Here is a 24,593-nt window from a genome sequence, read left to right on the forward strand (position 1 = left end):
TTTAATAGTCCTCAAAATCCTCTTCGTAAGTATCACCTGCATCAGCAACTTGCATACCGGCCATTTGCCTTACAGTGTTCATAGCAGCAGGACTACTATTGATAAATTGTTTTACAATCTCATCTAGAACATTCCCCTTTATCTTTCCACGTTTGATACTATTTGCCATCATTCTATAGTCCGGATCAGATTCTATTACAGGTAATATATCTGCCATTAATTGTTTAGAGCTGCCTTTCCATGCGCTTTCCGGCACACTTATAATATTTCCGGTAGACTGATCCAATATATCAACTGTTTTACCTTTACTCTTAGGATTAGCTATATCATTTTTTACTTTACTCTCATACGCATTAGCTCTCTGCCTGTTCGTCCGGGCATTCATTCCGGATACATCTTCCATTGCCTTATTGTGTCTTGCACGCTCCTCACGGTCTAGCTTTTGAGCTTCCAGTTTCGCGGCTCCTTCCGCTGCTTTACGGGCTTCCTCTTTATCCTTCCCGGCAATTATCCTATCTTTATAGGCCAAATCATAGGCCGTTTTTATGGCCGCCTGCTTTTGTTTTTGCAGGTTAAGATCATATTCATACCGGGATTTCTGCATATTAGATCGTAAAGTTTCACGGTTCAGCCGGTTCTTATAGTTTTCCATCATAAATTGCGCTACGCGTTCGGGCCTTTTATCAGCTGCCTGCCTGTACAGGTTCGTCATATTTTCAACAAAAGCATTATATTTCCCTGTAGCCGGCTCCCTTTTTTCTACATTAGCTCCACCCTTTGCCCCGATAAAATCGCTAACAAGGAAAGCGATATCGGCTAGAGCGGGAATATATGAAAGCGATCGTGCTTTATCCGAATCTGCTTTCTTCTTCGCGACATCCTCGTTTATCATGTCGATCATGGAGGACAGATCAGGGGCTTTACCAAACTTAGCGTTCAGCTCATCATCGCTTACGTTATACGAATCAAATGTTTTTGTCGATGTCGGAAGAAGGGTTTCTGCATATTTGCCGGCAGCATCTGTTAGCGACACATCCCCGGTATTTGGTAACAAATTGTTATTATCTGTAGATACAGTACCCGCACTTTGAGGCTTATTTTGTGATAAATCGAAAGCCGAAGCAGGCACAGAAGACACAGGGGGCGTTACTGCTTGCTCGCTATCCTGTGTAGGAACTACAGGCTTAGGCTTGTTATCATTATTTGTCAGCCTTTCCTTAACAATATCGTTAAGTGTACCTAAATTGAAAGCCATATTAGTTTCCTCTTAATTTTAAAATATCATCCGGATTTGTCGCATCACCAAAGCTTTTAAGATCGAAAGGCTTAGGAGCTACAGATGTTTTGGTAGACGGATTAGATATTAGCTGGCCAGCCAGCCCCATAGCACTATTAGCACCTGTATTAATAGCATTAGATGTCATATTCCCGTACTGATTCACCTGGTTTTGCTTCGCTCCCATCCGCATACCGAATATATTACGCTTATTGGCTTCATACCTGTCCTGTATCCTGTCTCTAGCAGCGGAACCCTGAGCAGCTATTTTGCTTATCAGGTCACTATATGCTCCGAGATGGGTCTTCCGGTTAGCCGCTACAGCTTCCGGGGTTGCACCGGTAACGGCAGCTGTCTTAGTATCTATCTTAGCCCTGTCTTTCAGATAATCATGGGCTTTTTGAAGAGCAGCAGCATTTTCTGTACGGTCGAGCTGATTTTTGTAGAACTCGTTTCTGTACACATCTTCATTACGCTGGTCTTCTGCGTCGATCATGCGCTGTTGTTTCTTCTTTGCGTTAGCGCCGCCTATTGCGCCGCCTATTGCGCTTGCCGCGCTTATTATAAGCGGTATAGCCATTAAAGGGAATGCCATATTTATATTATTTAAAGTATTACTTCATAAAAGTAAAGTAAGACTTTATATATTAAAGTGTTCATATATTATTTTATGGGCAATTAATTATTATTTTTACAGAAAAATATTACAAGGTATGGCATATACAAAAACAGATAAGCTTAAGGCTGTAAGATGGTACAGGGATAACGGGAAAAATCAGAGAAAAACATGCGATAAATTTAAAATAGATCCTTCAACTTTTCGCGGCTGGCTAAAATTATACAAGGATGTATTGGAGGCTAACCAGGAAAATTCTACAGCTATAGCACGTATAGAACACATGCGGGCAAACAATATTATCCATTTTGAGGAGAAGCAAACATATTTAGCAGAGCAAGTCTGCGAACTAGCTTATAACAGATTAATAGAACTTATTCCACAGGAAAAGAATATATATAATCTCGTGACTATTATAGAAAAACTAAATCCTGTAAAATTACAGGAACTAAATAAGGGCAATAAGGTCGATTCCGCACATACCCAACTGGACGATATACTCGAATCATATAATAAAAAATGGCGTGAATCCCGGCAGATAATAGATATAGAGAGCGAAGAGGTGAAAGGGTAAAAAGAAAAAGGCCACCCTAAAGCAGCCTCTAACTAATAACTATAACACTATGAAACAATACAAAGATAGCGATCTAATATTTAGGCCGCCTGTATTCTATAACTGATTTTATCTTCCCTTTGTATTTTTCTTATTGAATTACCGTCTAAGTAATTTGGGTAGATACTCCAATGCTAGTGGATCTTTATCTTTGAAATATTTATGAGCATGCTTGGGAATCCATTCTTCGTTTATAAATCGAATAAATATGGGTAAGGCATCTATATGGTACATATTGGCATCTGCCTCCCGTCCATCAGGGAATGAATGCCTGTAAGTTTTATGAGTATTGAAAAACTCGGAATTATACCTTTTTAAGAAAGCGGCGAATGTACGGCCTACGCTAATATCAGGCATCATTTGGGTGCCATGTTCTCCTTTGTCGGGTATAGAGTAGCCAACTTTCTCCAGTTCCATATATAAGCGGGCATACATTTCGGATATAACCGAAAAATGGTCTTTAGGCAATTTGTGATAATTGTCTTTATACCGTTCAATGAAATTAGGTAGTGCTGCCCGGTCTATTTTTCCGTAGTACCCTTTCTTATGGATAGAAGGCACAACCTCGTCAAATAACCATGTTTCAAACTTTTCGGCAGAAGGTAATTTTGAACTCACAATAAGACGATAAACATTACCTTCCGCAATGAATTTCATATTTGTACCACCAACCCCATTCGGATGAGGGATATAACAATTCGTTATATCGCCTGATTTACAATGATCTATAATGGCTTTCGCCGGATTTTCATAGCCAAGCATCTTAGCCACATCAGAAGCGCAGAAAAGTATTTTACCCTCCGGCGTCTCAATAGTCCTGACTTCGTTAAATAAATGCTATTCTTCTGATTCATACTTAAATACTTGCAAAGACATATTGATATTAAATCGATTGTCTTTACCTGATAATTCCTGTTTTGCCATACTGGTATAATTATAGATTTAACATTTACCCAAAAGTATTAAAAAGAAATCTAATCACATTAAATTAGGACTCAAATTATTTACAGCCTATTTAAGCTGTGTTTTGTTAATACAAATAAATTAGGCTGTATTATATTATAGACTTCCATTCGGTGACTATAAAATTAGTATTTACATCAAATATTACTTTATTAAACTCTCTGAATACATCTTTATTGATATAAGCTGTATCGAATATTTCTTTGCCTATTACTTGTCCAACTTTATAATATCCTTTAATTAAATATTTCTCATCAAGATTTCTGTATGTCGGTATGGGCAGTTCCTCTTCTACCTTTCTCCATCTGTTTAGGTGGAAGATGAAGTTTGCGCCAGCTTTGAATGACTCTCTTGCTTGAATTGAACAAGCTGTTGAAGCTTCCCAACAAAACAATTTATCATTTTCGTTTGAGCATCCGCAAATATATTCCTGTGATGCGATGTAATCGGTTTCATCTTTATGTTCATTACTCGCTTCCTCTATAAGTTTATCTATTTCTGTCATGGGTTAGTCTGTTTTAGTAAATTATCTTCCAACGTTTTACATTAGATTTATCAATAGTTAGTGTTCCTTTGGGAAAATATCCATCTTTAGGCCAATTAGGAATTTCATTATACCTCACATATTCAGGTCTATTAACTTGAACTTTTGTTTTATCAGAATGAAATACACCTTTTAATTGCCCTTTAAAAACTTCAGGTATATCAACATCGAATAAAAGCAATCCACATTTAGGTATTTCTTCGGATATATCGTTCCAAAGAAACTCTTTATACAATTCGTCCATTCTCCTTGAAACTGAATGTTCGATAACGTACCCCCTTCCGGCTATTAATCCGTCATCTTCCCTGAATAGGGTTGTTGAATAGATAAACTGCTCGTTCTTGGCAAGATTATAAACCTTCTTCTTATCCCAACCAAACGCCTCTTTGAATATCCTACTCGGTGTACCAAATTTACGAGCATCATATAGTATAACTACAAGTGCGAATATATCTTGATCCGTGAGATTAGATATATAAATCTCTGCGCTATATATCCAGGAGAACTTATATTCTTTGTAATCGTAATTATCCTTGATATTTGAGTCATCGTATATCCTTCTCTTTAGTTCAAAAAAGCGTGTAGCCTCTTTAACTTGTTCTGTCGTTAATTCTGCTTTCATACCTCTATCTTTAAATCGTTTCCTGTTAGTGACTTGAATAATCTCTGAGCCTGATGCACATAATCAATGAAATTAAGATGCACGGTATTTACACCATCAGATATAAATTCACCTATTTGTTCTATTTCGGGATACCAATGCGTACCAATCCTCATTAAGATTAGATGTGTAGATGGATCGTTTAGCATTATGGCAACCTTATTTTCTCCTAATCTCTTCGCCCCTGCCTTCAACAGTATATCTTCTGTTAGTGGGATAGGATAAGCATCTTTTATTTTTAAAATCTGCTTACTATCTATAGGTGTACAGTAGATAGTATCTTTATAAATACCTATAACCTGAACCTCATGATATGCATATGTTTCATTATTAGGTTCGGGATTATAATATTTTCGAAATATTCTATTCCCTATCATCAAATCGCTTGCTTTTATTTCTTCCATGTCCATTAATTTAATATTCATTATCTTCATCACATACACAATTAAACCAGTCTAAAGCACCGCAAGCATCACAATAGAGAACACCCCGATGTGCTTCCTCATGTATTTTATATTCCAATTCTTCATCAACTACAATTGGCACATAGAAATCGCACATTTCGTTTCGCTCAAAATACTCCTTTGTCGTTTTATAGTGAATCTTAACACATGAGCAACCGCTACAATCAACAGGCGGTTCGTCATTCCAACATCTACATATGTATTTTTCTTCCATGTTATTTGAGTTTAATCTTCTATTGTTATGGTAATCCCGAATAAGCAAGTTAAATATTTAGCCCCCATAGAAGCAACGTAATATCCTATTTGCTTTTCGCTTTCAAAATCTCGTTTAGTAGCATAACCGATGCTAACTAGATACTCCCAATCTTCATCAATTTTAGATGTGACGAATCGGTTTCTATATGCATCGTATCGACTTTTCTTTAACTTTTCATTTCCTAATCCGATAGCATGTCGCATTATTTCTATTTGGCGTAATGATAATTTAGGTTCTTTCATCTGTTTATCTGTTAATCAATTATAATTAAATCAACAATATATGTTTCTATGATGTTATATTTGTGCAACTGTGAGACATATATCATATATTGTAGAGAGGGGTTTGGTAGCGCAATCACCCCTCTCGCCTATTATAGACGTTTATTTGTTATTGGTGTGTGGAATTTCTTTTCCACTTTAATATATAAAACTCATATTTACGTTTAATTACATTATCGAACGTACACAAACTAGATCCATCAGGGAACATCGCAAAAAGCTTAAATTCATAACTCAAAATCCGGAAGGAATAAGAGTTGAAAGACCGCCATTTCTCACGAGTAAATTTCATTTCTCTTTTGCTTTAATTATTTAAAATGTTCTTTTAGTTCGGCGAGGGTGGCTTTATGAAAGCCTGCTGATCCTATTACGAAATCCTCACCTTTGTATTTTACTGTGATTCCGCAAAACTCTCTTGATTTACATAAATACATTTCTTTTACATCGGGTATTAGTTTATTCGAAGTCAGTTTTAAACCACTGCATATAATCGCTATCTTCTCTCATAGCTGTTACTGCTTGAAATAAACAGTCGTTGCCGATGCAGTTAATTATATCAGGCTTTAGCATATCTGTATCTTTCCATGAAATAAGATAAAAACTTATTTTTGATTTGGTATCCGTGTATGTGGCGATCATGTCTCCTCGTTCATGGCTAAATGGGTGCTTTTTCATACCTACCTTTTCGCGATGCTCTCTATTCTCAGGCGTGTTATTCCCAATACAACTGTAAATAAAACTCATAACTATTCTTTGTTTAAATAATTTCTTATCACTTTAATCCTAGATTTCATATATTCATCCCACGATGGAGAATTATCATCAGGTTGTTCACAGCATCCGTACATTGATTCTATATCGGACATCATATCCTCAATAGCTTGCTTTACATTTTTGGGTATTTTCATCTTATTCCTTGTTTAGTTCGTTGATAAGAGCATCGGCGCATTTCACGGCGAATGATGAAGCTTTTATTGCATCACTCACTTCTGGGTCTGCTAATATCCCTTGCATAGCCATAGCAGCGAATAGTTCTCGCTTGGTGAGACCCGTTGTGTGTATTTCCGTACCTTGTACGATAGGGAAAACTCTCCCTGATCCATCTACTGTTGATTCCATAATCTTCTATTCTTTATTTTAGTAATGAGGGGTTAATTACCTCAGTGACGGCGGTGTGTACTCCGATATTTATCATTTATAGCTTTTATCTCATCATATATTGAGACAGGCACAATAATTCTCCCATTAGGTGTTATAAGACCTTCTTTTTTGTAGAATCGTGTAAGATGGAAAGATACATACAATTTATTTGTACTGTTTACTTTCAATCCATATAGAATAAAAGCAGCATCCATTAAATCTTTAAATTCTACTCTCATGTCACGACACGCTCGATCTTCACCTTTGAATAGGAAAAGTTCTTTCATTACATCAAAACCGTTAATGCTGTCATATACATCAATAGTTTCTTTATCTACTTTATCTTTGTTTTCTATCTTTCTCATTCTATTAAGGTTTTGGCTTTATCTATTAATACTTTTCTTTCGGCTGATCTAATATTATATTCAAGATCAGTCTTTGCTTTTTCCATATCACAAGTACATTCTACAATCTCTCTCAACGCCTCTTTGCAGGCTGTTAATTGAGATGAGAGAGCTTCTATATCCTCATTTTTGATATTCAAGACCAATTCCATACATGTGATGATTTTATGTTGCTCAACTTTAAGCAATCGTACCGAAGTTTCAATCATGTCCCTTACATTTTCAGATAATACGTTTGCAGGATTACTGATTATGTTTTCTAAATTTTCAATAGCTAAGTTGTAGCCTTCTTGTTTCTTTTCCATAACCTATTCTTTAATTTTGATTAAATCATTTCTTATGAATTTTACCCTGAGGACGTCCCATACAGCCTGACAATTAGGTACAGCATGCCTGTCAAATCCATCAATGGAAACGTTAATCATAAGTTTTTCGAGAACTTCTTTTTCTATTGGTAGCTGGCCTTCGGAGTCGTGATACCCTACTTTTAATTCTGTATAGATTCCGGCCATTTCTTTGCTCAGGCAATAACCGGCATTATCAGGACGCCAGAGAGTAAGGTAACGGTCTGTTTTTGCCGTATGCTTTAGGCTTATTATGTAATATTCCTTTTTCATTTTTCTTTCTCTATTAAATATACTTTCATAAATTATTCGTTTTAAAATGGCATTTCGTCTGATTCTGAACTTTGCACCTTCGGAGTAGGAAATTGAGAGCTTTGATAAGATGCCGTATTATAATCGAAGAATTGAGCCATACCCTCACTGTGTTTATATTTCACAGTCCCTGTAGCTCCATTTCGATGTTTTGCAACTATAAGCTCTCCGTAATTAGATTCTTCCATGCCATTCTCATCCGTAACTTTCATATCATAATACTCTGGCCGGTGATTGAATATTACGATATCAGCATCTTGCTCTATTGCTCCGGATTCACGCAAATCAGATAACAATGGTTTTTTATCAGCCCTGGATTCATTACCACGATTCAACTGAGATAGAAGGATAAAAGGTACTTCGAGCTCTTTTGCTATCTTTTTAGCTGTACGTGACATCTTAGCAACCTCTTGTTCACGGCTTCCGCTTTCTTCATCATTTTCCGCAAGCTGAAGGTAGTCGCCGATAATTAAACCGAGCTTACCTTGCTTTTTCAAAACCCTACATTTCGCCCGGATATAGCCCATAGATGCACAAGGATTATCATCAACATAAATAGGCAAACTCCATAATGCTCCTATCGCTTTCTCTATCAAGTCCACTTCTCCATTAGTCATGTAACCTGACTTGAAGTTTTCAGGATCAACTTTCGCCTCTGACAGAATTAAACGATTAGCCAAACTCACATCCGACATTTCCAAAGAGAAGAAAGCGACCGGATAACCTTGCCTTGCAGCTGCTTTAGCATGCCATAAGGCAACTGCAGTCTTACCCATCCCCGGACGTCCGGCTTCAATAATCAAATCTCCTTTTTGCCATCCGTTGGTTTTCCGGTTTAAGTCCGCAAACCCTGTATCAATACCTGACCTGATATTCTTCCGTGCCAGTTCGATTCTCGAATACATCTCATCCGTTGCCTTTTTTAGAGAAACAGAGAGATGTGATCCTGTCATTTTACCGACTAATGACTCCTGAAGTTCTTCCAGATTCTTTCCTGATGTGAAAAGAATATCAGATATATCTTCATTCTCATTTATTTTGTTGATAATAGATCTGGCTTCTGTTATCGTTACACGCTCTATTGCTTTTTGTTTTATGATATTTGCATGAAAAACAATATGTGCAGATGAGCCTACCTTTTCCGTTAGTCCTGCGATATAGACCGGCCCCCCGATTTCAGCTAACTTGTTACCGGATTTAAGTTTTTCTGTAACAGTAAGCATATCTACAGGGCGACTTTCACCATTCAAAATTCTAATTGCCTGATATATCAGTTTATTCGATTCCACATAAAAATCATCCGGCTTTAGAATATCCTCGATAGATTGATAAGCTTCTTTTTCTATCAAAATGGCACCAAGAACGGCTTCTTCCAATTCGACTGCTTGAGGCGAGATAAAACTATCACATAGGTCATTGACGGGCTTAGTCTTCTGGTATGATGTAAACTTGCTTTTCATTTTCTTTAGCTTTTAGCTTGACTATTGTAGCAACTGTAAGATTCTTATATTCGAACGTATCTATACACTTATTCACCGTGTCGGTTATTTCCTGCTCTGTAAATTCAAGTTCTTCAATTCTTTCGAGTAATATTTTGAAGAATTCCATGGGTTGCTGCGGAAAAGCCTTGCTTAATCTAAGTATTTGATTGGCTATGTAATTACTACTTGCTTTCATATTATTTATCTAATAGTTTATTAATAAATTCATCATCATCTAAAGAATTTCCATTAGTACGGTTATCAAAATTACCTGTTAGGATCTTTTCGAAATTAGTTGGTCTTATTATCCAATCGAATGTTGCACGCCAGTTTCTTTTATTATCTCCTTTCAAAAAATTACTTTTAGCAGATGATAATATGACGCTAAAGAATACATCTTTGCCATGCTCCTTAATTCGTGCGCGCATCATTCCCTTTCGAGATTCAGATAAAGGATACCTAAGTTCTCCAAATACACCTTTTGTCTTATCATTGAACCATTCTATAAACTTTTGATAATCGATATTTTCAGCGTGGGGCTTTTCAGTCCCACTTAGAGGTAATTCGTTAGAATTATCTCTATAATTAGAATCTTTAGATTCTTTTACTTTACTATACTCTACTTTACTCTCCTCTGTTGGTTTTTCTTTCAACGGTCGTTGAACGGTCGTTGAACTACCGTTGTTCTTTGCTCGTTTTTCTGCTGATTTTTTCCCAGCTAAACTCCTTTGTTCTCTAATGTTTTCTAGAGGGTTCATCCTATCATTAAAACTTTCCGAATAAAAGAATTCGCCATCATCAGTAAACTTAAACAGTCCGAAATTCTCAACGATGCTTTTAACTAGTTCAGCACTTACATGTAAATCAAAGGCTATTAGATTATAATCTTTGGCACACATGTAATTAGAACTTTCAAGTATCCTTTCCAGGATTGCGAAATACACTCCATACCCTTCCATCTTATGCCTCATTCGCACGGCGATAATTCTATCATCATTACGAGCATTGCCGTCATGTGGAAAGTAAAATGTTTTCTTTGCCATATTTATTTAAATTCTAATTGATTCTGACCTCTTTTTGAGAGTTCATCTTTATATTGCTTGAGAGCTTCACGGGTAAATGTTTCATTTTTCATCTGTATAATCTTTAATTGTTTTCATGCTATATTCCTTTTTAGTTTTAATAGCTTTTGGCTATAGCCTCGCATAATACACGAGCTTGGTTTACTTCGACTGCATTACCTATAAACTTCTTTTGATCTGCTTGAGAACCGATAAGAACATAATCTTCAGGAAATCCCATTATCATTTTAAGTTCCGGAATACGGAGCATGCGCATCTTAATATCAATCAGTCCATACAAAGCCATAAACTCTTTTATTTCCTTTGTTTTGGGACTGTCAGCATCATATATCTCATATATGATAGTATCACCTTCTATTTTAATGAAAGATGGTATGTTCTGAGGCTCTGAAGATGCTTCAATCAGATAAGGTGGTGTTTTATCCATCCTTGCAATCAGAGTAAAACATGGACGCTCTATATCTTGTCCTGTCCTACTGTATTGGGCATCGACTATATAATGCCATTTGCGATTGGCGGTTATAGTTGGAGCCGGTTCTTCAAGCGATGAACCAATATTATTAAAATTGGTATTCATTAGCCACTTGTCACATTTAACAAGACTATATTTCGGATTCTGAGTTAATGCGCCTAAAGGCTTATTTATGCTTGACGGCTTAGATTGCCCAAATTGCTGATCTACGAAATGACACTGTACAAGATTTTGTTTTGGAACTTGCGTAACAGCCGGACAAGGTTTGTTGATGTCGCTGTGCTGACCACCACCTGTATAATTATTCATAATAAACTTAGGTGTTGTTAGTGCCAACCTATCTTTAGTTAGTAAGGTAGGACACGGATCATTTACGCTCTTAGGTTCATCCTTATAATTGTATGAACATATTAACGCTTGAGAATCTTTTGTTCTTATCACCGGTGCGGGTTCATTTATTCCGGAAATCATATGATCCGGATTGCCTGAATAATATTTAGCTATAAATTTCGCATTGACTACCGAATGATGGTCTATCGTGGTTATAGCTCTCGCAGGCTCATTAATTGAGCTGTTCTTACTATCGGGATGTCCTGAAAAATGCTTGCAAAGGAACGAAGCCTGTACAACACCTAATCGACCTTGAGTACTTACCGTTGGGCATGGATCATCAACACTTGGTGGATTATGCTTTCCTGTATTTCCATTTATGGAATTATACTTTAGTAACCATTTATCTTTACCGCCTGCTACATGTATAATACAACCTGACAGAACGCGATCTAAAGTAGCTTCAACAAGTTTTTTTTTCCTATCGAATATACTTTCGCCTTCATCTGAAAAATCTAAGCACTCTTTTACTGGTTTATATTTTAATGTTGTATCGAATAAGTCTTTTGATCCGTGTTTACTATGAGTGCGTTCCGGCCATTCAATAGGCATATCGGGTTTTGCAAACTGTATAAACAACCGCTTTCGACTTGTATATGCTCCATAATCAGCAGCGTTTAAGATACGATGTTCATATTCGAAGCCAAACGACTTGATCCTGTCTCGCCATTCGGCATAATACGTTCCTTTTAACTCTTCTATCGGTTTGTAAACTGGATTGATAATCCACTTCTTTGTTTTCTTGTCTATCTTAATATCAAGAGGACAGTAATCAAGGCCTTCATCTGTCTTTTTTACGACAGGTTCAACAGGACCATAATCCAGGAACTCTTCTACATTTTCAATCTGAATCAAATCAGGTTCAATTGCATTGATATATCGATATAGATGTTCTGCTAAAGTTCTACTATCCGGATTGCGGGATAATCCTCCTTTTGCCTTGCTGAAATTTGTACATTCCAGAGAGGCCCAAAGTACGAACTTTGCATTCGGTTGCCTCATTCGTATTTTTTTAACCAAGCTTACAATTATCGAAAAATCAAGCGTCCGGATATCTTCTGTAAAGTGTAAAGCATCCGGATGATTGGCGAAATGACTTGCTATTGCGTTTTTATCGTGATTAATACAAATGATAATCTTTGCTACCTTCCGGCCGTTTACGGTTGCTAACTCCACCCCGGTAGATGTTCCTCCGGCCCCACAAAACAGATCAATATAATATATGTCTATCCCCTCATTTACAAGTTTATCCAATAGGATAATCATGTTTAATGATGTAATGGGATTCAGTATCGTGTTACTTTTCATACCGCCTCCATTTCCATTAAATCAAACAATGTCGGTGTAGATGCTTTCATTTCCGCTTCGCGCATGTAACCCAGTCCATCAAACCAATAATCATAATTAAGTTCTGAAAGGAAAGCCTTGCGCCTTTTCTTTAAAGCACAATATCCAACTGTACCAATACCCCCGAAAGGTTCATATACCTCATCCCCCTCATTACTATATCTGTCAATCAGACGGTCTACAATATCCAACTGTAACGGACAAATATGATTTTGGCGATTCTGTTGCGTTTGGCGGGTGTTAAGTGTTTTCATCCGGGCCACATCATCCCATACCATCGGATGATCTGTTGTCGGATCGATAGCCATAAATGTACGGGGTAGAATATTTATTCTATCCATCATTTCGGCAATCTCAACATGACGTTCATAATTATATACATTGTTCCGGTCAAAGTCTTTGAATAGTAACCGTACCTGATCTATTTTCATGTTGGCAATATGCTCAGCTGTCAATAATGTATTTCCGGACGATTTCCAGAAGGCATGCGCATCTACTTGCCATCGTGCCAAAGAATATGATTCCGGGTCCTTTATTACCGGAATGTCTGCATAGGCTTTACTTTTATTTGTTTGCGGCTTGCGGAACAATAGGACATATTCAGGACAACCGACACCCATTTTTGAGCCGTCTTTACACATCTCAGTATATCCGAGCCTGTAAGTCTGATTATTTTCCCTTACTACATCGGTCACAACCGTTATCATTCCCATAAATTCAAATCCGTGCTTCATATAATGGAAAATACACATGGCATGGAAAGGATCGATTGTCGGCATACCTGTACCCGTAGCATTTCCGAATAATACACGGTCCTTAACATGGATACAGGCAAGGCGGCCCGGCTGCAAAATCCGGTACATCTCCGGAGTTAAGAAATCCATCTGCTGAAAGAACTTATCATTATTGAGGTTATGTCCGAAATCGTTATATGTTGGCGTGTACTCGTAATGATTAGAGAATGGAATAGAAGTAATTATCAATCCGGAAGAATTGTCCGGCTTTTTGAAAGCCTCTAAAACACAATCATTATTTACAGACACGAAGTCCGTTCCTTTATATTCTTCACGACTGGCAAACATCCATCGCATCATCTTTTCTTGTGCATCCAAGCCGTAAAGCCCGTATTTACGAACTATTTCGGCCATATTATCCACGAGCTTATTGTGTTGCTCCCATTTCAATATGAAATCCTGATAAATTTTACTTTCAGATTCGGCATATACCAGATATAGGTGTACATTATGCTTTTGCATAAAACGCCAAATACGGTGTATAGCCTGAAACTTATCGTGAAATTTATCATCAATTATCATTATCGCTTTATGGCAATGATATTGAAAGTTCAATCCCTCTCCTAGCATCGAAGGTTTTGCAGCCAGATATTTTAAACGGCCATTTTTAAAGTCGTCAATAATAATATCAGCCTCCTCATCCTTTTGCGTGCCATATACGGCTTTGCATCCGGGGACAGCTTTACAGATGGCGTGTCGTTCAGCCTCTAAGTCGTGCCATATTAAGAAATGATCGTCTTTGTTTTCCGGACGGTTCAGTATCTCAACTATGCGATCTACTTTTACATCTAAGTTATCCCGGCGTTCTTTCGCTTTGCCTCTGAAATCCTTTGTTGAGGCTTCCCGCAACATTTTAACCTGTCCGTCCTTATTTACACCTGCAGTCGAGTTGTCTACATTTACAACCTCCTCATGTGCTATCAAGTCCGGCAACTCATATCCTTCATCAGAATATCCAAGATCAGACGGTTTTGTCAGGAACAACGCCCATGTTGACATCCATAGCCAGAACTCCTCTTCTTTGTGTTCATATAATGTCAGGTTATTAGCTTTTGTACTATCGCGTTTAAAGAAGCGGGTTAAGGCTTGTCCGGTATCCATGATTCCCAAATATCCGGCATAGTGTATCAATTCTTTATATCTGTTCGGTGATGGTGTCGCTGTAGCAACGTAACGATATGGAACCGGAGAGAATTTAGGGAGAAACTCCTGATATGTTTTTGTCCCGTAGTCCCGTAATACAGAAGCCTCATCGAGCGATGTCATAATGAAGTAATCCGGTTTTATATCTCCGTCACGCACACGCTCATAGTTGGCTATCATTATGTCCGTCTTACAGTCTATTACATCTGTCATGTATCTTACATAAGTCACATCCATATTAAGATGTTCCTTTGCCTGAGCTTTGAACTCTATGACTACACGCTTAGGACATACGATGAGGGCCTTACCTCCTTTGTGCGCAATTATCTGCTTTGCTATTTCCAGTTGGGTTACAGTTTTTTGCAACCCGAATGACGAAAATATAGCCCTACATCCGCCCTTTATAGCCCATTGCACAGTGTCTTTTACATGTGGGTATAGTGTAGGCGTTAATTCGCTCTTTTCAATATCAAATCCTGTTTGGCTGCTGATAGCCATTTTTAAGGAAAGAAAATTGATATATTCCTGTTCTCTTGTCATATCCTTATTTCAATATTAAAGGCATTGATAATAGTGTTAATTCACATTCCTCCTCATCTTTTTCAGGCTTTATGAGGATAGGCCTTTCAGGGGCTGAAAATGCCAGTATTGCATTTCCGTTTATAACAGATAGTATGTCTATCATTTGAGGGCCGCTAAACCCGATAGTTATTTCTATGTTACTCCCGGAGTCTATTGATTCTTTTGCTGCCTTAGTGCTAAATTCGTCAGCAGTTGAAAGGGTAGAATCTATCATACCTGATTCTAATTTTATCAATCCTACCAGGGGATTAGCCACAGTTAACAGACGATTCAAGACAGACGATAAATATTTACTATCCACATGCATCTTTATTTGGTTGTTTTGCGGAAATACGCTGTTGTAATTTGGATATCTACCCTCAACTAACCGGGAGGTAACTATTATCTCTAAAAATGAAAAGGAAACATTCGACTCGCTCGATATTATCTCAACTTCTACACCCGAAATACCTTCTATAAGTGATGATGTTATATTAACAGCACTCAGCCCAAATATAAAACTCTTACATTCCGGACACTTAACCGAATTATCCTTAAACCGGGACATGTATTGTCCATTTGTGGAAACAAAAACAATATGATCTTCTTTTAAGTCAAAGAATACGGCTGTTTGTGTGGGCTTCATTGCATCTATTCCGGCAAACTTCTTTGTCATGCTTAACCCCCGGCGCAATGATTCTATAGGCATTTTAAAAGATTGGCCTGTTACCGCCTTCATCTTTTCGAAGTATGTTGCATCCATACCGGGAATGATAGCGTTACCTGTAGAGTGGGATAATGCAATGGTAACACTTGCATTTTCGCTGTCAGCCGGATCAGGAACTCTTGTTACTTCAAAATGGACAGGCTGCTCCGGAAGGGTCTTTAATATGTTTATTATTGACTTATCTACACAAAACGTCAACGAATTATCCACCTCAACAACCTCCAGTGATGTTTCAATTTGTATCTCTGTTGTTGTTCCTGTGAGTTGCAGCGTTTTATTGCTGCCTAATTCGAACAGTATATATGTGTAAACCGGAAGTGTCGATTTGTCTAATACAGCTTTACTGACTCTTTGCAGATGGTGCAGTAGCTCATTCTTAGACACCTTAAATATTACTTTTTCTTCCATAGTTATTTTTTCTTACGATATTCTTACTAAATTTTTTCAGAGAGTAATTTCATTAATTCATCTTTCGGCGTGTGATGGTTTACGCCTACCATATCACAAAAGAGGTCTTTTAATTCGTATGGGGGGAGTTCGGAGATATATGCTGCTATTTCTTGGTTTGAAATACAAGCGTCATTTAATTCTTCCGATATATTTTGCGCATTGGTCTTTATTTGACCGTATATTACTTTTGCCATAATCTGAAATATTTTATGTTAACACTATCTTTTTCTTCTGATCCTCCGCATATGGGAATACATCCATTAGCTTAGTTTCCTTTACCTCTGCGACCTCATAATCCGCAAGTGTACCCTCCATTCCTTTTTTTATTACAACTTGCGCCTCATCGATATCAGAGGCCTGAGCTAACATGTAAACAGGTGTTTTCTTTTCAGTCCCGGCTCTTTCGTCTAGTGTTACAAATAGTACTTTTGCCTTGAAAAAGCGATCGCCGTTGTCATTGAAGAATAGTTCAGATAGTTTAGCCCTTTTGATGTCTGTGATAGTAAATTCACCACTGATGTAAGGTCGTATTTCTTCTGTTATTCTTGCTTCTGCTTCGGTAAACGAAAGAGCATCTACCAAATAAGGCTCAGTTACTTTCTTTTGCATTCCATTATCTAAGGTCTTTTCATAAGACACTTTGCATTCAAACCAATTATGCATATTCTTTAATTTTAAGTTTATAATATTTTATTTTTTCTTTTATTTCCTCAATAGTGAGTTTTAAAGGCTCATTCCGAATCTCTAACAATGTTTCGTACCTTTCAATCCCGATGCGCATAGACAGGGATAAAGAGTACTCGGTAGTGTTTCCATGTTTATGTTGATTACAGGCTACACATTGGCCGTGTACGTTATCTTCGTTGAATCGGATATTAGGATAAGCGCCTACCGAAAAGAAATGGCCAGCATCGTATTTTCCTGTTAAAGTACATCCGCAAGAAATACAAGGTTTGCCTTTGTCTCTAAGTCGAATATATGTGTTGAATACTTTTTGCAAGTCATTGAGCCACTCCGAACGTGTTTTTAGCTTCTCCTTTATTTTATCCCTCTCCTTTGCCTTATCTCTCTTTACTTTGTGCTTTGCTTTCTCCATTAGACAAGAAAGGCACAATCTTGATACGATTATACTATTTCTGTATATTGGTTCAAAGTCTTGTTTGCAGCTTCGACACTTGATTAGATTACGTGTTATCGCTATCATCTATATTTACATGTTGGTTTCTTGTTCTCCATTCCGGATCGGGTTCAGGTATCTCGATATAGAAATATTCTAAAGCATAATCCCTTACCAAGTCGCAATAAGTAAAAAACTCAAGCGTAGTCATTGCAGATGTGGAACGTGGAAACGTTACTATTTCCCCTGTTTCCCTGTTTACAACACTATCTTTTGTGAACATATTCTTGCAAAACTCATGCGCCTGTTCTACGCTTGTGTATTCCCATCCCTCATTTATAGCAGCCTGTAAAAACATCGGGTAGATGCACCCCCAAAGCCATGCATTCTGGTGGTTAGTACGCTTCTTCCGCTTTCCGGTTATCTCTATCATTATAATAGATGGTTGCTCAAGCAGCTTTAAGATATAGGCGTATATCTTTTTTTTGATTTCGGGGTCTCTTTTTGGAAATTTCATATCCGAATCAATAATTTTTTCCTAAAATGGAAGATCATCTTCATCTGCCATGGGAGCATTCTGTATTTCCTCCGGACTTGGAGCTTTAGGGGTTTCATTCCAACGTTTCAGATTACCACAATAAATAGGCTTTTCACCCTCTGACCTCTGGTCTTTCGGTTTGGAAGCTATTATATTGTGTGTGTCGCCATATTGCGATTCCGATTGCCTTTCGGCTACTGCAATATTCAGGTATACTTTGCCGTTATCGGCTTTCTTAAACAGTTCCTTCGGTATGTCCGATACGCATATCGAACCTATTAAAAAATCACTCATAGTCTTTTTCTTTTTTGTATGTCACTTTCACATACCCAGTCTTAGCCGTTTCTTTCTTATACTTTTCGGCTAATTCCGGATTTTCTTTTTTGAATTTAGCTGAATCAAAACCTATTGAATTTCAGCTTTACTTTCTCTATCTCATAGATAGCTTGTTCCTGTTCTTCCATTTTTTTTAAAATCTTGGGTTATTGTTATACATAGGCGCGAGCCTCATTTCTTCTTTTGCCTTGCTGATCAATGTGCGGCACCATTCCAGTTGATGCGTGGCCGACCTGTTCAGGCGTTCACACCAGTTGACAAGGTATTGCTCCTCTTTACAAAGGCTGTCGATAATTTTATTAACCGCCTTGGAAGTTGCGCCGGCTTCTTCTGCCTGTTCGCTCATTGTGATATTCAGGAAAGCATCTATCGAGGTAAGCTCCTCTAGTATCCGGACGGGAGATGTGATATCCAGGTTCATTTGTTAAATGTTTCGTCGAATTTCTTATCGAGTTGTTCCAGTATGCGGAGCCTTTCATATGGGTTCTCCGACATATCGAGGGATATGATTCTGATAAGGAGTTGCTCCCTGCTTCCGATAAAGCAGCCACAGGTATAAAATGGCTTTTTGCTGTTATATTTATACCACAGGTGATTCGTTCCCTGCGTAGCTACATAATTATCTCCTATCACATATTCCCTTGTATCTGTATAGCCAGGTGTAGATGGATTGGAGGCAGCACGCCTGCGAACATTCCAATTACTGTCTTTTGCCAGTTCTGTTAATGCATCAGCCGGTGTAGATGGATTGGAGGCAGCACTACTGCGAACATTCCAATTACTGTCTTTTGCCAGTTCTGTTAATGCATCAGCCGGTGTAGATGGATTGGAGGCAGCACTACTGCGAACATCCGAATCACTATCTTTTGCCAGTTCTGTTAATGCATCAGCCGGTGTAGATGGATTGGAGGCAGCACGCCTGCGAACATTCCAATTACTGTCTTTTGCCAGTTCTGTTAATGCATCAGCCGGTGTAGATGGATTGGAGGCAGCACTACTGCGAACATTCCAATCACTATCTTTTGCCAGTTCTGTTAATGCATCAGCCGGTGTAGATGGATTGGAGGCAGCACGCCTGCGAACATTCCAATTACTGTCTTTTGCCAGTTCTGTTAATGCATCAGCCGGTGTAGATGGATTGGAGGCAGCACGCCTGCGAACATTCCAATTACTGTCTTTTGCCAGTTCTGTTAATGCATCAGCCGGTGTAGATGGATTGGAGGCAGCACTACTGCGAACATTCCAATTACTGTCTTTTGCCAGTTCTGTTAATGCATCAGCCGGTGTAGATGGATTGGAGGCAGCACTACTGCGAACATTCCAATTACTGTCTTTTGCCAGTTCTGTTAATGCATCAGCCGGTGTAGATGGATTGGAGGCAGCACTACTGCGAACATTCCAATCACTATCTTTTGCCAGTTCTGTTAATGCATCAGCCGGTGTAGATGGATTGGAGGCAGCACGCCTGCGAACATTCCAATTACTGTCTTTTGCCAGTTCTGTTAATGCATCAGCCGGTGTAGATGGATTGGAGGCAGCACTACTGCGAACATTCCAATTACTGTCTTTTGCCAGTTCTGTTAATGCATCAGCCGGTGTAGATGGATTGGAGGCAGCACTACTGCGAACATTCCAATTACTGTCTTTTGCCAGTTCTGTTAATGCATCAGCCGGTGTAGATGGATTGGAGGCAGCACGCCTGCGAACATCCGAATCACTATCTTTTGCCAGTTCTGTTAATGCATCAGCCGGTGTAGATGGATTGGAGGCAGCACGCCTGCGAACATTCCAATTACTGTCTTTTGCCAGTTCTGTTAATGCATCAGCCGGTGTAGATGGATTGGAGGCAGCACTACTGCGAACATTCCAATCACTATCTTTTGCCAGTTCTGTTAATGCATCAGCCGGTGTAGATGGATTGGAGGCAGCACTACTGCGAACATTCCAATTACTGTCTTTTGCCAGTTCTGTTAATGCATCAGCCGGTGTAGATGGATTGGAGGCAGCACTACTGCGAACATTCCAATTACTGTCTTTTGCCAGTTCTGTTAATGCATCAGCCGGTGTAGATGGATTGGAGGCAGCACTACTGCGAACATTCCAATTACTGTCTTTTGCCAGTTCTGTTAATGCATCAGCCGGTGTAGATGGATTGGAGGCAGCACTACTGCGAACATTCCAATTACTGTCTTTTGCCAGTTCTGTTAATGCATCAGCCGGTGTAGATGGATTGGAGGCAGCACGCCTGCGAACATCCGAATCGCCGTTTAAAATCTTATCAATTTCTTCTTGTTTCATAATAATTTTTATTTAATTTTTAATCAGCATCCAGTATCTGAATGCCAAGTATTTTTTTATCTGTTATTAATTCCCTGTGCTTCTCAATAAATTCAATAAGTCCTTCAACATGTGCCTGTAATCTCGGTACATCCCGCTCTTCAACATAGGCGTAATGCTCTGTATATGTGTCATAGAAAAAGCCGGATTTAAGAATGTTGATATGAGCCACATTGTATTCAAAATCGTTGATATTGTTCCCCTGTTGGTTCAGGCAGTATGGGTATACCAGATGTTGCCAGTTGTGCCTGAACTTCCCGACACTATACCTTTTAGTCATTTTAATGTCATGAACAGACACAGGCATTAATTCATCTATATATCCATATAGCAATACATCCCCGTAACGGGTATTAAGGATACCTTCTGTCCGCAATTGAGTAGTTGCGCCTTTGAAATAGCCTGCAAATTCTTTACATAAGGTTAGGGGAAAAGTAAAAGTATGCCCATTGATACATGATATAGCTTCCTGCTTATCATTCAATATAATAGTTATGACCTTGCCTGTGTTTTGCATAAATACCCCTTCCTGGATCTCTTGAAAACTTCTGTTTATAATACAGTCTACCACCTCATTAAAAGCTGTTCCCCTATCCGCATCTTCACTATCAAATGGTACCCTGTTAATCGTATCTATCAAGGCCATCCGTTGGATTTCCCGGAACTCCTCCTCCGTATGCGGGGGATTCTCGGAGAATCCCCAATACTCGTTATAGATACGGGAGCTATTGATATAGCCCTCATATCTATCTAATAGAGTAGCATACATGCAATATTTAGGCTGCCTGTTCATATGCCTTTGTGTCTTTATTATACTTCAGATTTAATGCCGTCAGCTTGTCTGCGAATAGTCTTCTGGCTATAGCCATTGAATTGCCGATATGAGTATATTTATCGATGCGTGAAGCAAAATCCTGCGCTGAAATCGCATCTGTTATCAACTCGATATCTATCTTCAACTCTTCAATGAGTTTGTTGTATGCTTCAATATCCGCTTGTTTTGCGTCCAATCTTGCCAGGTATGGTTTAATAACCGAATCGGTGAAGAACGTATTATTTGTTGTCGCTTTCCCGGTATTATCTATAATGGTAGGAATGTTCATTACCGGGGGCAGGTTACAGGTATTTTTCCCATCGTTCCGGCTTGTGGGGTCAAAAGTGATTGTTCTGGCCCTGTCTTTTGCTTCAACATATCCCAGCAGGTCAAGTTCCGTCACAATGGCGTTGTAGTTCTTTTCACGGAGCGCCGGAATGAATACTGTATCTTCACCTTCTTTTCGGGTGTCCCGATGTCCGACAAAGATGATATTCTTGTTTAAATTAGATAGGTTGCGCACGAATGTAGAGAACTCCTGATTGATTCCACTCCAGTCGTTAATTCGTGGAATATTGCCTTTGCATTTGAAATCGATGATATAATCCATCATCTTGCCGATCGTATCTATAACGATTGTTTCGAATGCTGACAAATCCTCATTCAATACCTGGGTAGCTTCAATCCATGAGTTGATTTGCACAATACCAACTCCTTGCAAATGTGCATTATTTATGCGTTTCACTCCACCATCGAAGTCTAATAATAGAGGCTTTGGTGCGCTCAATGCCAGTGTTGATTTACCCATGCCGGCTTGACCATAGACTAACATCTTGATAGTTCTTGGAAGCTCCAGTTCATTACTTGTTCTGATTAATGTCATAATATTTATATTTAGTTGTTAATTTGGTTGCTTGAATAATAGCCTTGTTCCGCATTATAGTTTAAATCCGATATCCTGTCTGTCAATAATTCTTTCAGGCAATCCTCATACTCGGCGAACGCCTCCAGATCTTCGCTCATTATATATATCTGCTTCAGAGCGATAACACGGGTATTAAACCCTTTATAATCGGCTTCCACCTGAATCTTTATGCCGTTACCGCATTCAAACTCGAATGTCTTGTAGCCTGAATAGTTGCCGTCCATTTTGGATATTATCATATCCGCCAAAGAATTGAAATCCCGTATGACAGGGCGGTATTCCGTTATGTTATCCAGTCTGATTGTTTCCATCTTTATTTATCGATTAAAAATTGTTTGCTTTTATAAGGGAGTGCCATAAGTGACACTCCCGGGTTGCTTTCGTGTCGCAAGCAGCGTTAGCGTTAAAAGTGAGAGCTCTCTAAAGGGTCGTTTTCATCCATCGTTCCTGACCTTGTGGAGTAAACCGGATTCGAACCGGTACAGACACCGCAGTTATTAGCTGTAATCGGTTGCGAACCTTACTTTGTCCTAAGTGGCACTCGCTTTGCGTCTACCATTTCCGCCATTACTCCGTATAAAGCGGATACCAGCCTCACGGCTATCCCGCTTAAAACCTTAACACAAACTGTCCAAAACTTTACACAGAGAATCTATGTGCTATCGTCTTTTTTCTTCTTGCTTTTACCCCTGTCCTTTTCATTTACCAGCCATGCGAATGTGACTGTAATTGCAGACATAATAATTGCTAAAAATATACTCGCTACAATCTCCATATTAGTCATTATTATATTCATCCATATCGTCGTTATCACCCTTGTACAGCAAGTAAAGCAGTACTATTATTGCTATAATTACTGTCATGGCCGTATATTGATATGTCCGTTTTCTTCAACCGCGAATCGACCCTCTGATTGCAGAAACTGGATCATTTCTATAGTTTGTTCCTGATCTTCGGAATCTGCGTATACTACGCCTTCGTTGCGTGTGCAGCATCGGAATAATATTATAACTGCTGCCATTAGTAATACAGCCAGGAGTATTTCGGCCTTGTCGGCATGGAGGAATTTCTTTTTCATGAGGTTAGTCTTTTAATGGCGGGATTACTTTATACCAGTTACAATCTTCTGTCGGCCAAGGGCAGGTGATTATATCACCGCGTACATTCAGGCACACTACTTTTTCATGGTCTAATACCTTGCATATATTACACAGGTCTATATTATGTATTTCCTTTTTTACGGAAAGGCATACAGCGGTATCTCCGGGCTTTAAGTCTTCACGCTTACACGGGGTTAGTTTGCATTGGACTTTTTTGAAAAAAGATGATAAACTGTATCTATTTATATTTACATCAAAATTGCCATCATTAAAGCCTAACAGTTGTTTGTCATCATTGAATCCGATATGGAGCAAATCACCATAATCCAGAATAGAATTTATCTCTATCTTATATATGTGGATATGTTCAGGGAGTAATACATCCTTCTCGATATCTTCCAACCGGAGGGTATCAGGGTTCCATCTCTTACCGTCTTTAGCTAAGGCGTCAAAGAGGGTTTGTTGCTCTTCGGGTGTGGCAGGACGGGGATTTCCTTCTGTAAACAGGATGCCATGTATATCCAGGTCCTTATTTTTTATTCTACAGCATGCAAAATATTTATAGCTTAATTTTGCTACAAGTTCCTGATGAATAAATATAAACTCTATACCATAAGATAATGAATATAATATATCACCCCGCTTCGGGACAAACTTTTTCTCTTCGATAATTACGATCTTATCTTCAGGGTCGATGATGGCTATACAGCCGGGAGGGATAGGAATGGTTTGTTTCATGGAATTAAACTTTTAAAATATTCATCTATGCTATTTTTATCAAATAGCCGTCTCCTGTTCTTGTCCACGAAGGATATTATATATCCCTTTTCAATAAGGTTGTATATGGCATCTTTTTGCAGCTCCATATACTCCTTGGTTTCTTCGAATGTCAGATATTTTCCAGCTACCATACGATAAAAAACAAACCCCGCATTAGAGAATCCTTTTGGCTAAATTCAACTAATACGAGGTTGCTTAAATTATTTATACTTATTCTATCCTGTTGCCAAAAGGGATAGAAAAAAGCTGTTAACTGTCAAAGAATAAAACCGATTCGCTATATTTGTAATTGCTAAATCCAAATAAATCTGCAATTGTATTGCGG

Annotated in this window: 34 protein-coding genes and 1 tRNA gene; 1 reads left to right on the forward strand and 34 read right to left on the reverse strand. The window is 38.5% G+C overall.

Going from position 1 to position 24,593, the window contains the following annotated elements; genetic code table 11:
* Window position 1 precedes the first annotated feature (1 nt).
* Window positions 2-1,255: a hypothetical protein gene (locus ACYQ3L_RS11465; protein ID WP_380000140.1), complete on the reverse strand. Its 1,254-nt coding sequence runs from the start codon at window positions 1,253-1,255 to the stop codon at window positions 2-4.
* A 1-nt stretch (window position 1,256) separates the two neighbouring features.
* A complete protein-coding gene (locus ACYQ3L_RS11470) occupies window positions 1,257-1,871 on the reverse strand; it encodes a virion core protein, T7 gp14 family (RefSeq protein ID WP_380000143.1) in 615 nt (204 codons plus the stop codon).
* 118 nt (window positions 1,872-1,989) lie between these two features.
* Between ACYQ3L_RS11470 and ACYQ3L_RS11475 the strand changes: the two genes are divergently transcribed.
* Window positions 1,990-2,466, forward strand: a complete 477-nt coding sequence (locus tag ACYQ3L_RS11475; protein ID WP_380000145.1) for a helix-turn-helix domain-containing protein — start codon at window positions 1,990-1,992, stop codon at window positions 2,464-2,466.
* A gap of 138 nt (window positions 2,467-2,604) precedes the next feature.
* On the opposite strand, the gene ACYQ3L_RS11480 is transcribed toward ACYQ3L_RS11475, so the two are convergent.
* From ACYQ3L_RS11480 to ACYQ3L_RS11635, 32 genes are all read right to left on the reverse strand, one after another.
* Entirely contained in the window at window positions 2,605-3,318 is a 714-nt protein-coding gene (locus tag ACYQ3L_RS11480) for a BRO-N domain-containing protein (protein ID WP_380000194.1), read from the reverse strand.
* Between the two features lie 241 nt (window positions 3,319-3,559).
* Complete coding sequence (locus tag ACYQ3L_RS11485; RefSeq protein ID WP_380000147.1) at window positions 3,560-3,973, reverse strand: hypothetical protein; 414 nt, start codon at window positions 3,971-3,973, stop codon at window positions 3,560-3,562.
* A 13-nt stretch (window positions 3,974-3,986) separates the two neighbouring features.
* A complete protein-coding gene (locus ACYQ3L_RS11490; protein ID WP_380000149.1) occupies window positions 3,987-4,634 on the reverse strand; it encodes a hypothetical protein in 648 nt (215 codons plus the stop codon).
* Complete coding sequence (locus tag ACYQ3L_RS11495; protein ID WP_380000151.1) at window positions 4,631-5,077, reverse strand: hypothetical protein; 447 nt, start codon at window positions 5,075-5,077, stop codon at window positions 4,631-4,633. The genes ACYQ3L_RS11490 and ACYQ3L_RS11495 overlap by 4 nt, the downstream gene beginning before the upstream one ends.
* 10 nt (window positions 5,078-5,087) lie before the next feature.
* Entirely contained in the window at window positions 5,088-5,351 is a 264-nt protein-coding gene (locus ACYQ3L_RS11500; protein ID WP_380000154.1) for a hypothetical protein, read from the reverse strand.
* Window positions 5,352-5,362: 11 nt separating this feature from the next.
* Window positions 5,363-5,635, reverse strand: coding sequence for a hypothetical protein (locus ACYQ3L_RS11505; RefSeq protein ID WP_380000156.1), 273 nt, complete (start codon window positions 5,633-5,635; stop codon window positions 5,363-5,365).
* 495 nt (window positions 5,636-6,130) lie between these two features.
* A complete protein-coding gene (locus ACYQ3L_RS11510; protein ID WP_459952410.1) occupies window positions 6,131-6,418 on the reverse strand; it encodes a hypothetical protein in 288 nt (95 codons plus the stop codon).
* Window positions 6,419-6,583: 165 nt separating this feature from the next.
* The gene (locus ACYQ3L_RS11515) at window positions 6,584-6,793 is read right to left on the reverse strand and encodes a hypothetical protein (protein ID WP_380000162.1); all 210 of its coding nucleotides are present in this window, start codon (window positions 6,791-6,793) and stop codon (window positions 6,584-6,586) included.
* A gap of 41 nt (window positions 6,794-6,834) precedes the next feature.
* Window positions 6,835-7,179, reverse strand: a complete 345-nt coding sequence (locus ACYQ3L_RS11520; protein WP_380000164.1) for a hypothetical protein — start codon at window positions 7,177-7,179, stop codon at window positions 6,835-6,837.
* Window positions 7,176-7,523 (reverse strand): hypothetical protein, encoded by a 348-nt coding sequence (locus ACYQ3L_RS11525; protein WP_380000166.1) that lies wholly within the window; start codon window positions 7,521-7,523, stop codon window positions 7,176-7,178. The genes ACYQ3L_RS11520 and ACYQ3L_RS11525 overlap by 4 nt, the downstream gene beginning before the upstream one ends.
* Window positions 7,524-7,526: 3 nt before the next feature.
* Window positions 7,527-7,835, reverse strand: a complete 309-nt coding sequence (locus ACYQ3L_RS11530) for a hypothetical protein (protein ID WP_380000168.1) — start codon at window positions 7,833-7,835, stop codon at window positions 7,527-7,529.
* Between the two features lie 41 nt (window positions 7,836-7,876).
* Window positions 7,877-9,334 (reverse strand): replicative DNA helicase, encoded by a 1,458-nt coding sequence (dnaB, locus tag ACYQ3L_RS11535; RefSeq protein WP_380000170.1) that lies wholly within the window; start codon window positions 9,332-9,334, stop codon window positions 7,877-7,879.
* Window positions 9,300-9,551, reverse strand: coding sequence for a hypothetical protein (locus tag ACYQ3L_RS11540; protein WP_380000172.1), 252 nt, complete (start codon window positions 9,549-9,551; stop codon window positions 9,300-9,302). The genes dnaB and ACYQ3L_RS11540 overlap by 35 nt, the downstream gene beginning before the upstream one ends.
* Window position 9,552: 1 nt before the next feature.
* Complete coding sequence (locus ACYQ3L_RS11545) at window positions 9,553-10,398, reverse strand: Lin1244/Lin1753 domain-containing protein (RefSeq protein ID WP_380000174.1); 846 nt, start codon at window positions 10,396-10,398, stop codon at window positions 9,553-9,555.
* 136 nt (window positions 10,399-10,534) lie between these two features.
* Window positions 10,535-12,565, reverse strand: a complete 2,031-nt coding sequence (locus ACYQ3L_RS11550) for a DNA cytosine methyltransferase (RefSeq protein WP_380000197.1) — start codon at window positions 12,563-12,565, stop codon at window positions 10,535-10,537.
* A gap of 38 nt (window positions 12,566-12,603) precedes the next feature.
* Window positions 12,604-15,123 (reverse strand): DNA methyltransferase, encoded by a 2,520-nt coding sequence (locus ACYQ3L_RS11555; RefSeq protein ID WP_380000176.1) that lies wholly within the window; start codon window positions 15,121-15,123, stop codon window positions 12,604-12,606.
* A 4-nt stretch (window positions 15,124-15,127) separates the two neighbouring features.
* A complete protein-coding gene (locus tag ACYQ3L_RS11560; protein WP_380000178.1) occupies window positions 15,128-16,279 on the reverse strand; it encodes a DNA polymerase III subunit beta in 1,152 nt (383 codons plus the stop codon).
* Between the two features lie 26 nt (window positions 16,280-16,305).
* A complete protein-coding gene (locus ACYQ3L_RS11565) occupies window positions 16,306-16,515 on the reverse strand; it encodes a hypothetical protein (protein WP_380000180.1) in 210 nt (69 codons plus the stop codon).
* Between the two features lie 13 nt (window positions 16,516-16,528).
* Window positions 16,529-16,984, reverse strand: coding sequence for a DUF4494 domain-containing protein (locus ACYQ3L_RS11570; protein WP_380000182.1), 456 nt, complete (start codon window positions 16,982-16,984; stop codon window positions 16,529-16,531).
* On the reverse strand, window positions 16,977-17,525 hold the full coding sequence (locus ACYQ3L_RS11575) for a recombination protein NinG (RefSeq protein WP_380000184.1): 549 nt from the start codon (window positions 17,523-17,525) through the stop codon (window positions 16,977-16,979). Before ACYQ3L_RS11575 ends, ACYQ3L_RS11570 begins: the two co-directional genes overlap by 8 nt.
* Window positions 17,506-17,955, reverse strand: coding sequence for a recombination protein NinB (locus ACYQ3L_RS11580; protein WP_380000186.1), 450 nt, complete (start codon window positions 17,953-17,955; stop codon window positions 17,506-17,508). Before ACYQ3L_RS11580 ends, ACYQ3L_RS11575 begins: the two co-directional genes overlap by 20 nt.
* 21 nt (window positions 17,956-17,976) lie before the next feature.
* Window positions 17,977-18,270: a hypothetical protein gene (locus ACYQ3L_RS11585; protein ID WP_380000188.1), complete on the reverse strand. Its 294-nt coding sequence runs from the start codon at window positions 18,268-18,270 to the stop codon at window positions 17,977-17,979.
* A gap of 175 nt (window positions 18,271-18,445) precedes the next feature.
* The gene (locus ACYQ3L_RS11590; RefSeq protein WP_380000190.1) at window positions 18,446-18,733 is read right to left on the reverse strand and encodes a hypothetical protein; all 288 of its coding nucleotides are present in this window, start codon (window positions 18,731-18,733) and stop codon (window positions 18,446-18,448) included.
* Window positions 18,730-20,610 (reverse strand): HEAT repeat domain-containing protein, encoded by a 1,881-nt coding sequence (locus tag ACYQ3L_RS11595; RefSeq protein WP_459952411.1) that lies wholly within the window; start codon window positions 20,608-20,610, stop codon window positions 18,730-18,732. Before ACYQ3L_RS11595 ends, ACYQ3L_RS11590 begins: the two co-directional genes overlap by 4 nt.
* A gap of 19 nt (window positions 20,611-20,629) precedes the next feature.
* Window positions 20,630-21,442: an HNH endonuclease gene (locus tag ACYQ3L_RS11600; RefSeq protein ID WP_380000268.1), complete on the reverse strand. Its 813-nt coding sequence runs from the start codon at window positions 21,440-21,442 to the stop codon at window positions 20,630-20,632.
* Complete coding sequence (locus ACYQ3L_RS11605; RefSeq protein WP_380000270.1) at window positions 21,426-22,346, reverse strand: ATP-binding protein; 921 nt, start codon at window positions 22,344-22,346, stop codon at window positions 21,426-21,428. The genes ACYQ3L_RS11600 and ACYQ3L_RS11605 overlap by 17 nt, the downstream gene beginning before the upstream one ends.
* An 11-nt stretch (window positions 22,347-22,357) precedes the next feature.
* Entirely contained in the window at window positions 22,358-22,699 is a 342-nt protein-coding gene (locus ACYQ3L_RS11610) for a hypothetical protein (protein WP_380000272.1), read from the reverse strand.
* Window positions 22,700-22,844: 145 nt separating this feature from the next.
* Window positions 22,845-22,962: transfer RNA gene (locus ACYQ3L_RS11615), tRNA-OTHER, on the reverse strand.
* A gap of 78 nt (window positions 22,963-23,040) precedes the next feature.
* The gene (locus tag ACYQ3L_RS11620) at window positions 23,041-23,184 is read right to left on the reverse strand and encodes a hypothetical protein (RefSeq protein WP_380000274.1); all 144 of its coding nucleotides are present in this window, start codon (window positions 23,182-23,184) and stop codon (window positions 23,041-23,043) included.
* Between the two features lie 63 nt (window positions 23,185-23,247).
* On the reverse strand, window positions 23,248-23,466 hold the full coding sequence (locus ACYQ3L_RS11625; protein ID WP_380000276.1) for a hypothetical protein: 219 nt from the start codon (window positions 23,464-23,466) through the stop codon (window positions 23,248-23,250).
* A gap of 4 nt (window positions 23,467-23,470) precedes the next feature.
* On the reverse strand, window positions 23,471-24,226 hold the full coding sequence (locus tag ACYQ3L_RS11630; RefSeq protein WP_380000278.1) for a hypothetical protein: 756 nt from the start codon (window positions 24,224-24,226) through the stop codon (window positions 23,471-23,473).
* A complete protein-coding gene (locus tag ACYQ3L_RS11635; protein ID WP_380000280.1) occupies window positions 24,223-24,399 on the reverse strand; it encodes a helix-turn-helix domain-containing protein in 177 nt (58 codons plus the stop codon). Before ACYQ3L_RS11635 ends, ACYQ3L_RS11630 begins: the two co-directional genes overlap by 4 nt.
* Window positions 24,400-24,593 lie beyond the last annotated feature (194 nt).

The sequence above is a fragment of the Dysgonomonas termitidis genome (assembly GCF_054657735.1).

What these genes read in the sequence shown, in the direction of transcription:
- ACYQ3L_RS11485 (WP_380000147.1), bottom strand. Translation starts at nt 3,973, where the DNA reads ATGACAGAAATAGATAAACTTATAGAGGAAGCGAGTAATGAACATAAA.
- ACYQ3L_RS11630 (WP_380000278.1), bottom strand. Translation starts at nt 24,226, where the DNA reads ATGAAACAAACCATTCCTATCCCTCCCGGCTGTATAGCCATCATCGAC.
- ACYQ3L_RS11555 (WP_380000176.1), bottom strand. Translation starts at nt 15,123, where the DNA reads ATGACAAGAGAACAGGAATATATCAATTTTCTTTCCTTAAAAATGGCT.
- ACYQ3L_RS11465 (WP_380000140.1), bottom strand. Translation starts at nt 1,255, where the DNA reads ATGGCTTTCAATTTAGGTACACTTAACGATATTGTTAAGGAAAGGCTG.
- ACYQ3L_RS11580 (WP_380000186.1), bottom strand. Translation starts at nt 17,955, where the DNA reads ATGAAATTTCCAAAAAGAGACCCCGAAATCAAAAAAAAGATATACGCC.
- ACYQ3L_RS11475 (WP_380000145.1), top strand. Translation starts at nt 1,990, where the DNA reads ATGGCATATACAAAAACAGATAAGCTTAAGGCTGTAAGATGGTACAGG.
- dnaB (WP_380000170.1), bottom strand. Translation starts at nt 9,334, where the DNA reads ATGAAAAGCAAGTTTACATCATACCAGAAGACTAAGCCCGTCAATGAC.
- ACYQ3L_RS11545 (WP_380000174.1), bottom strand. Translation starts at nt 10,398, where the DNA reads ATGGCAAAGAAAACATTTTACTTTCCACATGACGGCAATGCTCGTAAT.
- ACYQ3L_RS11470 (WP_380000143.1), bottom strand. Translation starts at nt 1,871, where the DNA reads ATGGCATTCCCTTTAATGGCTATACCGCTTATAATAAGCGCGGCAAGC.
- ACYQ3L_RS11620 (WP_380000274.1), bottom strand. Translation starts at nt 23,184, where the DNA reads ATGAATATAATAATGACTAATATGGAGATTGTAGCGAGTATATTTTTA.
- ACYQ3L_RS11575 (WP_380000184.1), bottom strand. Translation starts at nt 17,525, where the DNA reads ATGATAGCGATAACACGTAATCTAATCAAGTGTCGAAGCTGCAAACAA.
- ACYQ3L_RS11540 (WP_380000172.1), bottom strand. Translation starts at nt 9,551, where the DNA reads ATGAAAGCAAGTAGTAATTACATAGCCAATCAAATACTTAGATTAAGC.
- ACYQ3L_RS11510 (WP_459952410.1), bottom strand. Translation starts at nt 6,418, where the DNA reads ATGAGTTTTATTTACAGTTGTATTGGGAATAACACGCCTGAGAATAGA.
- ACYQ3L_RS11570 (WP_380000182.1), bottom strand. Translation starts at nt 16,984, where the DNA reads ATGCATAATTGGTTTGAATGCAAAGTGTCTTATGAAAAGACCTTAGAT.
- ACYQ3L_RS11500 (WP_380000154.1), bottom strand. Translation starts at nt 5,351, where the DNA reads ATGGAAGAAAAATACATATGTAGATGTTGGAATGACGAACCGCCTGTT.
- ACYQ3L_RS11605 (WP_380000270.1), bottom strand. Translation starts at nt 22,346, where the DNA reads ATGACATTAATCAGAACAAGTAATGAACTGGAGCTTCCAAGAACTATC.
- ACYQ3L_RS11550 (WP_380000197.1), bottom strand. Translation starts at nt 12,565, where the DNA reads ATGATTATCCTATTGGATAAACTTGTAAATGAGGGGATAGACATATAT.
- ACYQ3L_RS11600 (WP_380000268.1), bottom strand. Translation starts at nt 21,442, where the DNA reads ATGAACAGGCAGCCTAAATATTGCATGTATGCTACTCTATTAGATAGA.
- ACYQ3L_RS11565 (WP_380000180.1), bottom strand. Translation starts at nt 16,515, where the DNA reads ATGGCAAAAGTAATATACGGTCAAATAAAGACCAATGCGCAAAATATA.
- ACYQ3L_RS11585 (WP_380000188.1), bottom strand. Translation starts at nt 18,270, where the DNA reads ATGAGTGATTTTTTAATAGGTTCGATATGCGTATCGGACATACCGAAG.
- ACYQ3L_RS11625 (WP_380000276.1), bottom strand. Translation starts at nt 23,466, where the DNA reads ATGAAAAAGAAATTCCTCCATGCCGACAAGGCCGAAATACTCCTGGCT.
- ACYQ3L_RS11610 (WP_380000272.1), bottom strand. Translation starts at nt 22,699, where the DNA reads ATGGAAACAATCAGACTGGATAACATAACGGAATACCGCCCTGTCATA.
- ACYQ3L_RS11515 (WP_380000162.1), bottom strand. Translation starts at nt 6,793, where the DNA reads ATGGAATCAACAGTAGATGGATCAGGGAGAGTTTTCCCTATCGTACAA.
- ACYQ3L_RS11490 (WP_380000149.1), bottom strand. Translation starts at nt 4,634, where the DNA reads ATGAAAGCAGAATTAACGACAGAACAAGTTAAAGAGGCTACACGCTTT.
- ACYQ3L_RS11530 (WP_380000168.1), bottom strand. Translation starts at nt 7,835, where the DNA reads ATGAAAAAGGAATATTACATAATAAGCCTAAAGCATACGGCAAAAACA.
- ACYQ3L_RS11520 (WP_380000164.1), bottom strand. Translation starts at nt 7,179, where the DNA reads ATGAGAAAGATAGAAAACAAAGATAAAGTAGATAAAGAAACTATTGAT.
- ACYQ3L_RS11525 (WP_380000166.1), bottom strand. Translation starts at nt 7,523, where the DNA reads ATGGAAAAGAAACAAGAAGGCTACAACTTAGCTATTGAAAATTTAGAA.
- ACYQ3L_RS11635 (WP_380000280.1), bottom strand. Translation starts at nt 24,399, where the DNA reads ATGGTAGCTGGAAAATATCTGACATTCGAAGAAACCAAGGAGTATATG.
- ACYQ3L_RS11495 (WP_380000151.1), bottom strand. Translation starts at nt 5,077, where the DNA reads ATGGAAGAAATAAAAGCAAGCGATTTGATGATAGGGAATAGAATATTT.
- ACYQ3L_RS11560 (WP_380000178.1), bottom strand. Translation starts at nt 16,279, where the DNA reads ATGGAAGAAAAAGTAATATTTAAGGTGTCTAAGAATGAGCTACTGCAC.
- ACYQ3L_RS11505 (WP_380000156.1), bottom strand. Translation starts at nt 5,635, where the DNA reads ATGAAAGAACCTAAATTATCATTACGCCAAATAGAAATAATGCGACAT.
- ACYQ3L_RS11590 (WP_380000190.1), bottom strand. Translation starts at nt 18,733, where the DNA reads ATGAACCTGGATATCACATCTCCCGTCCGGATACTAGAGGAGCTTACC.
- ACYQ3L_RS11595 (WP_459952411.1), bottom strand. Translation starts at nt 20,610, where the DNA reads ATGAAACAAGAAGAAATTGATAAGATTTTAAACGGCGATTCGGATGTT.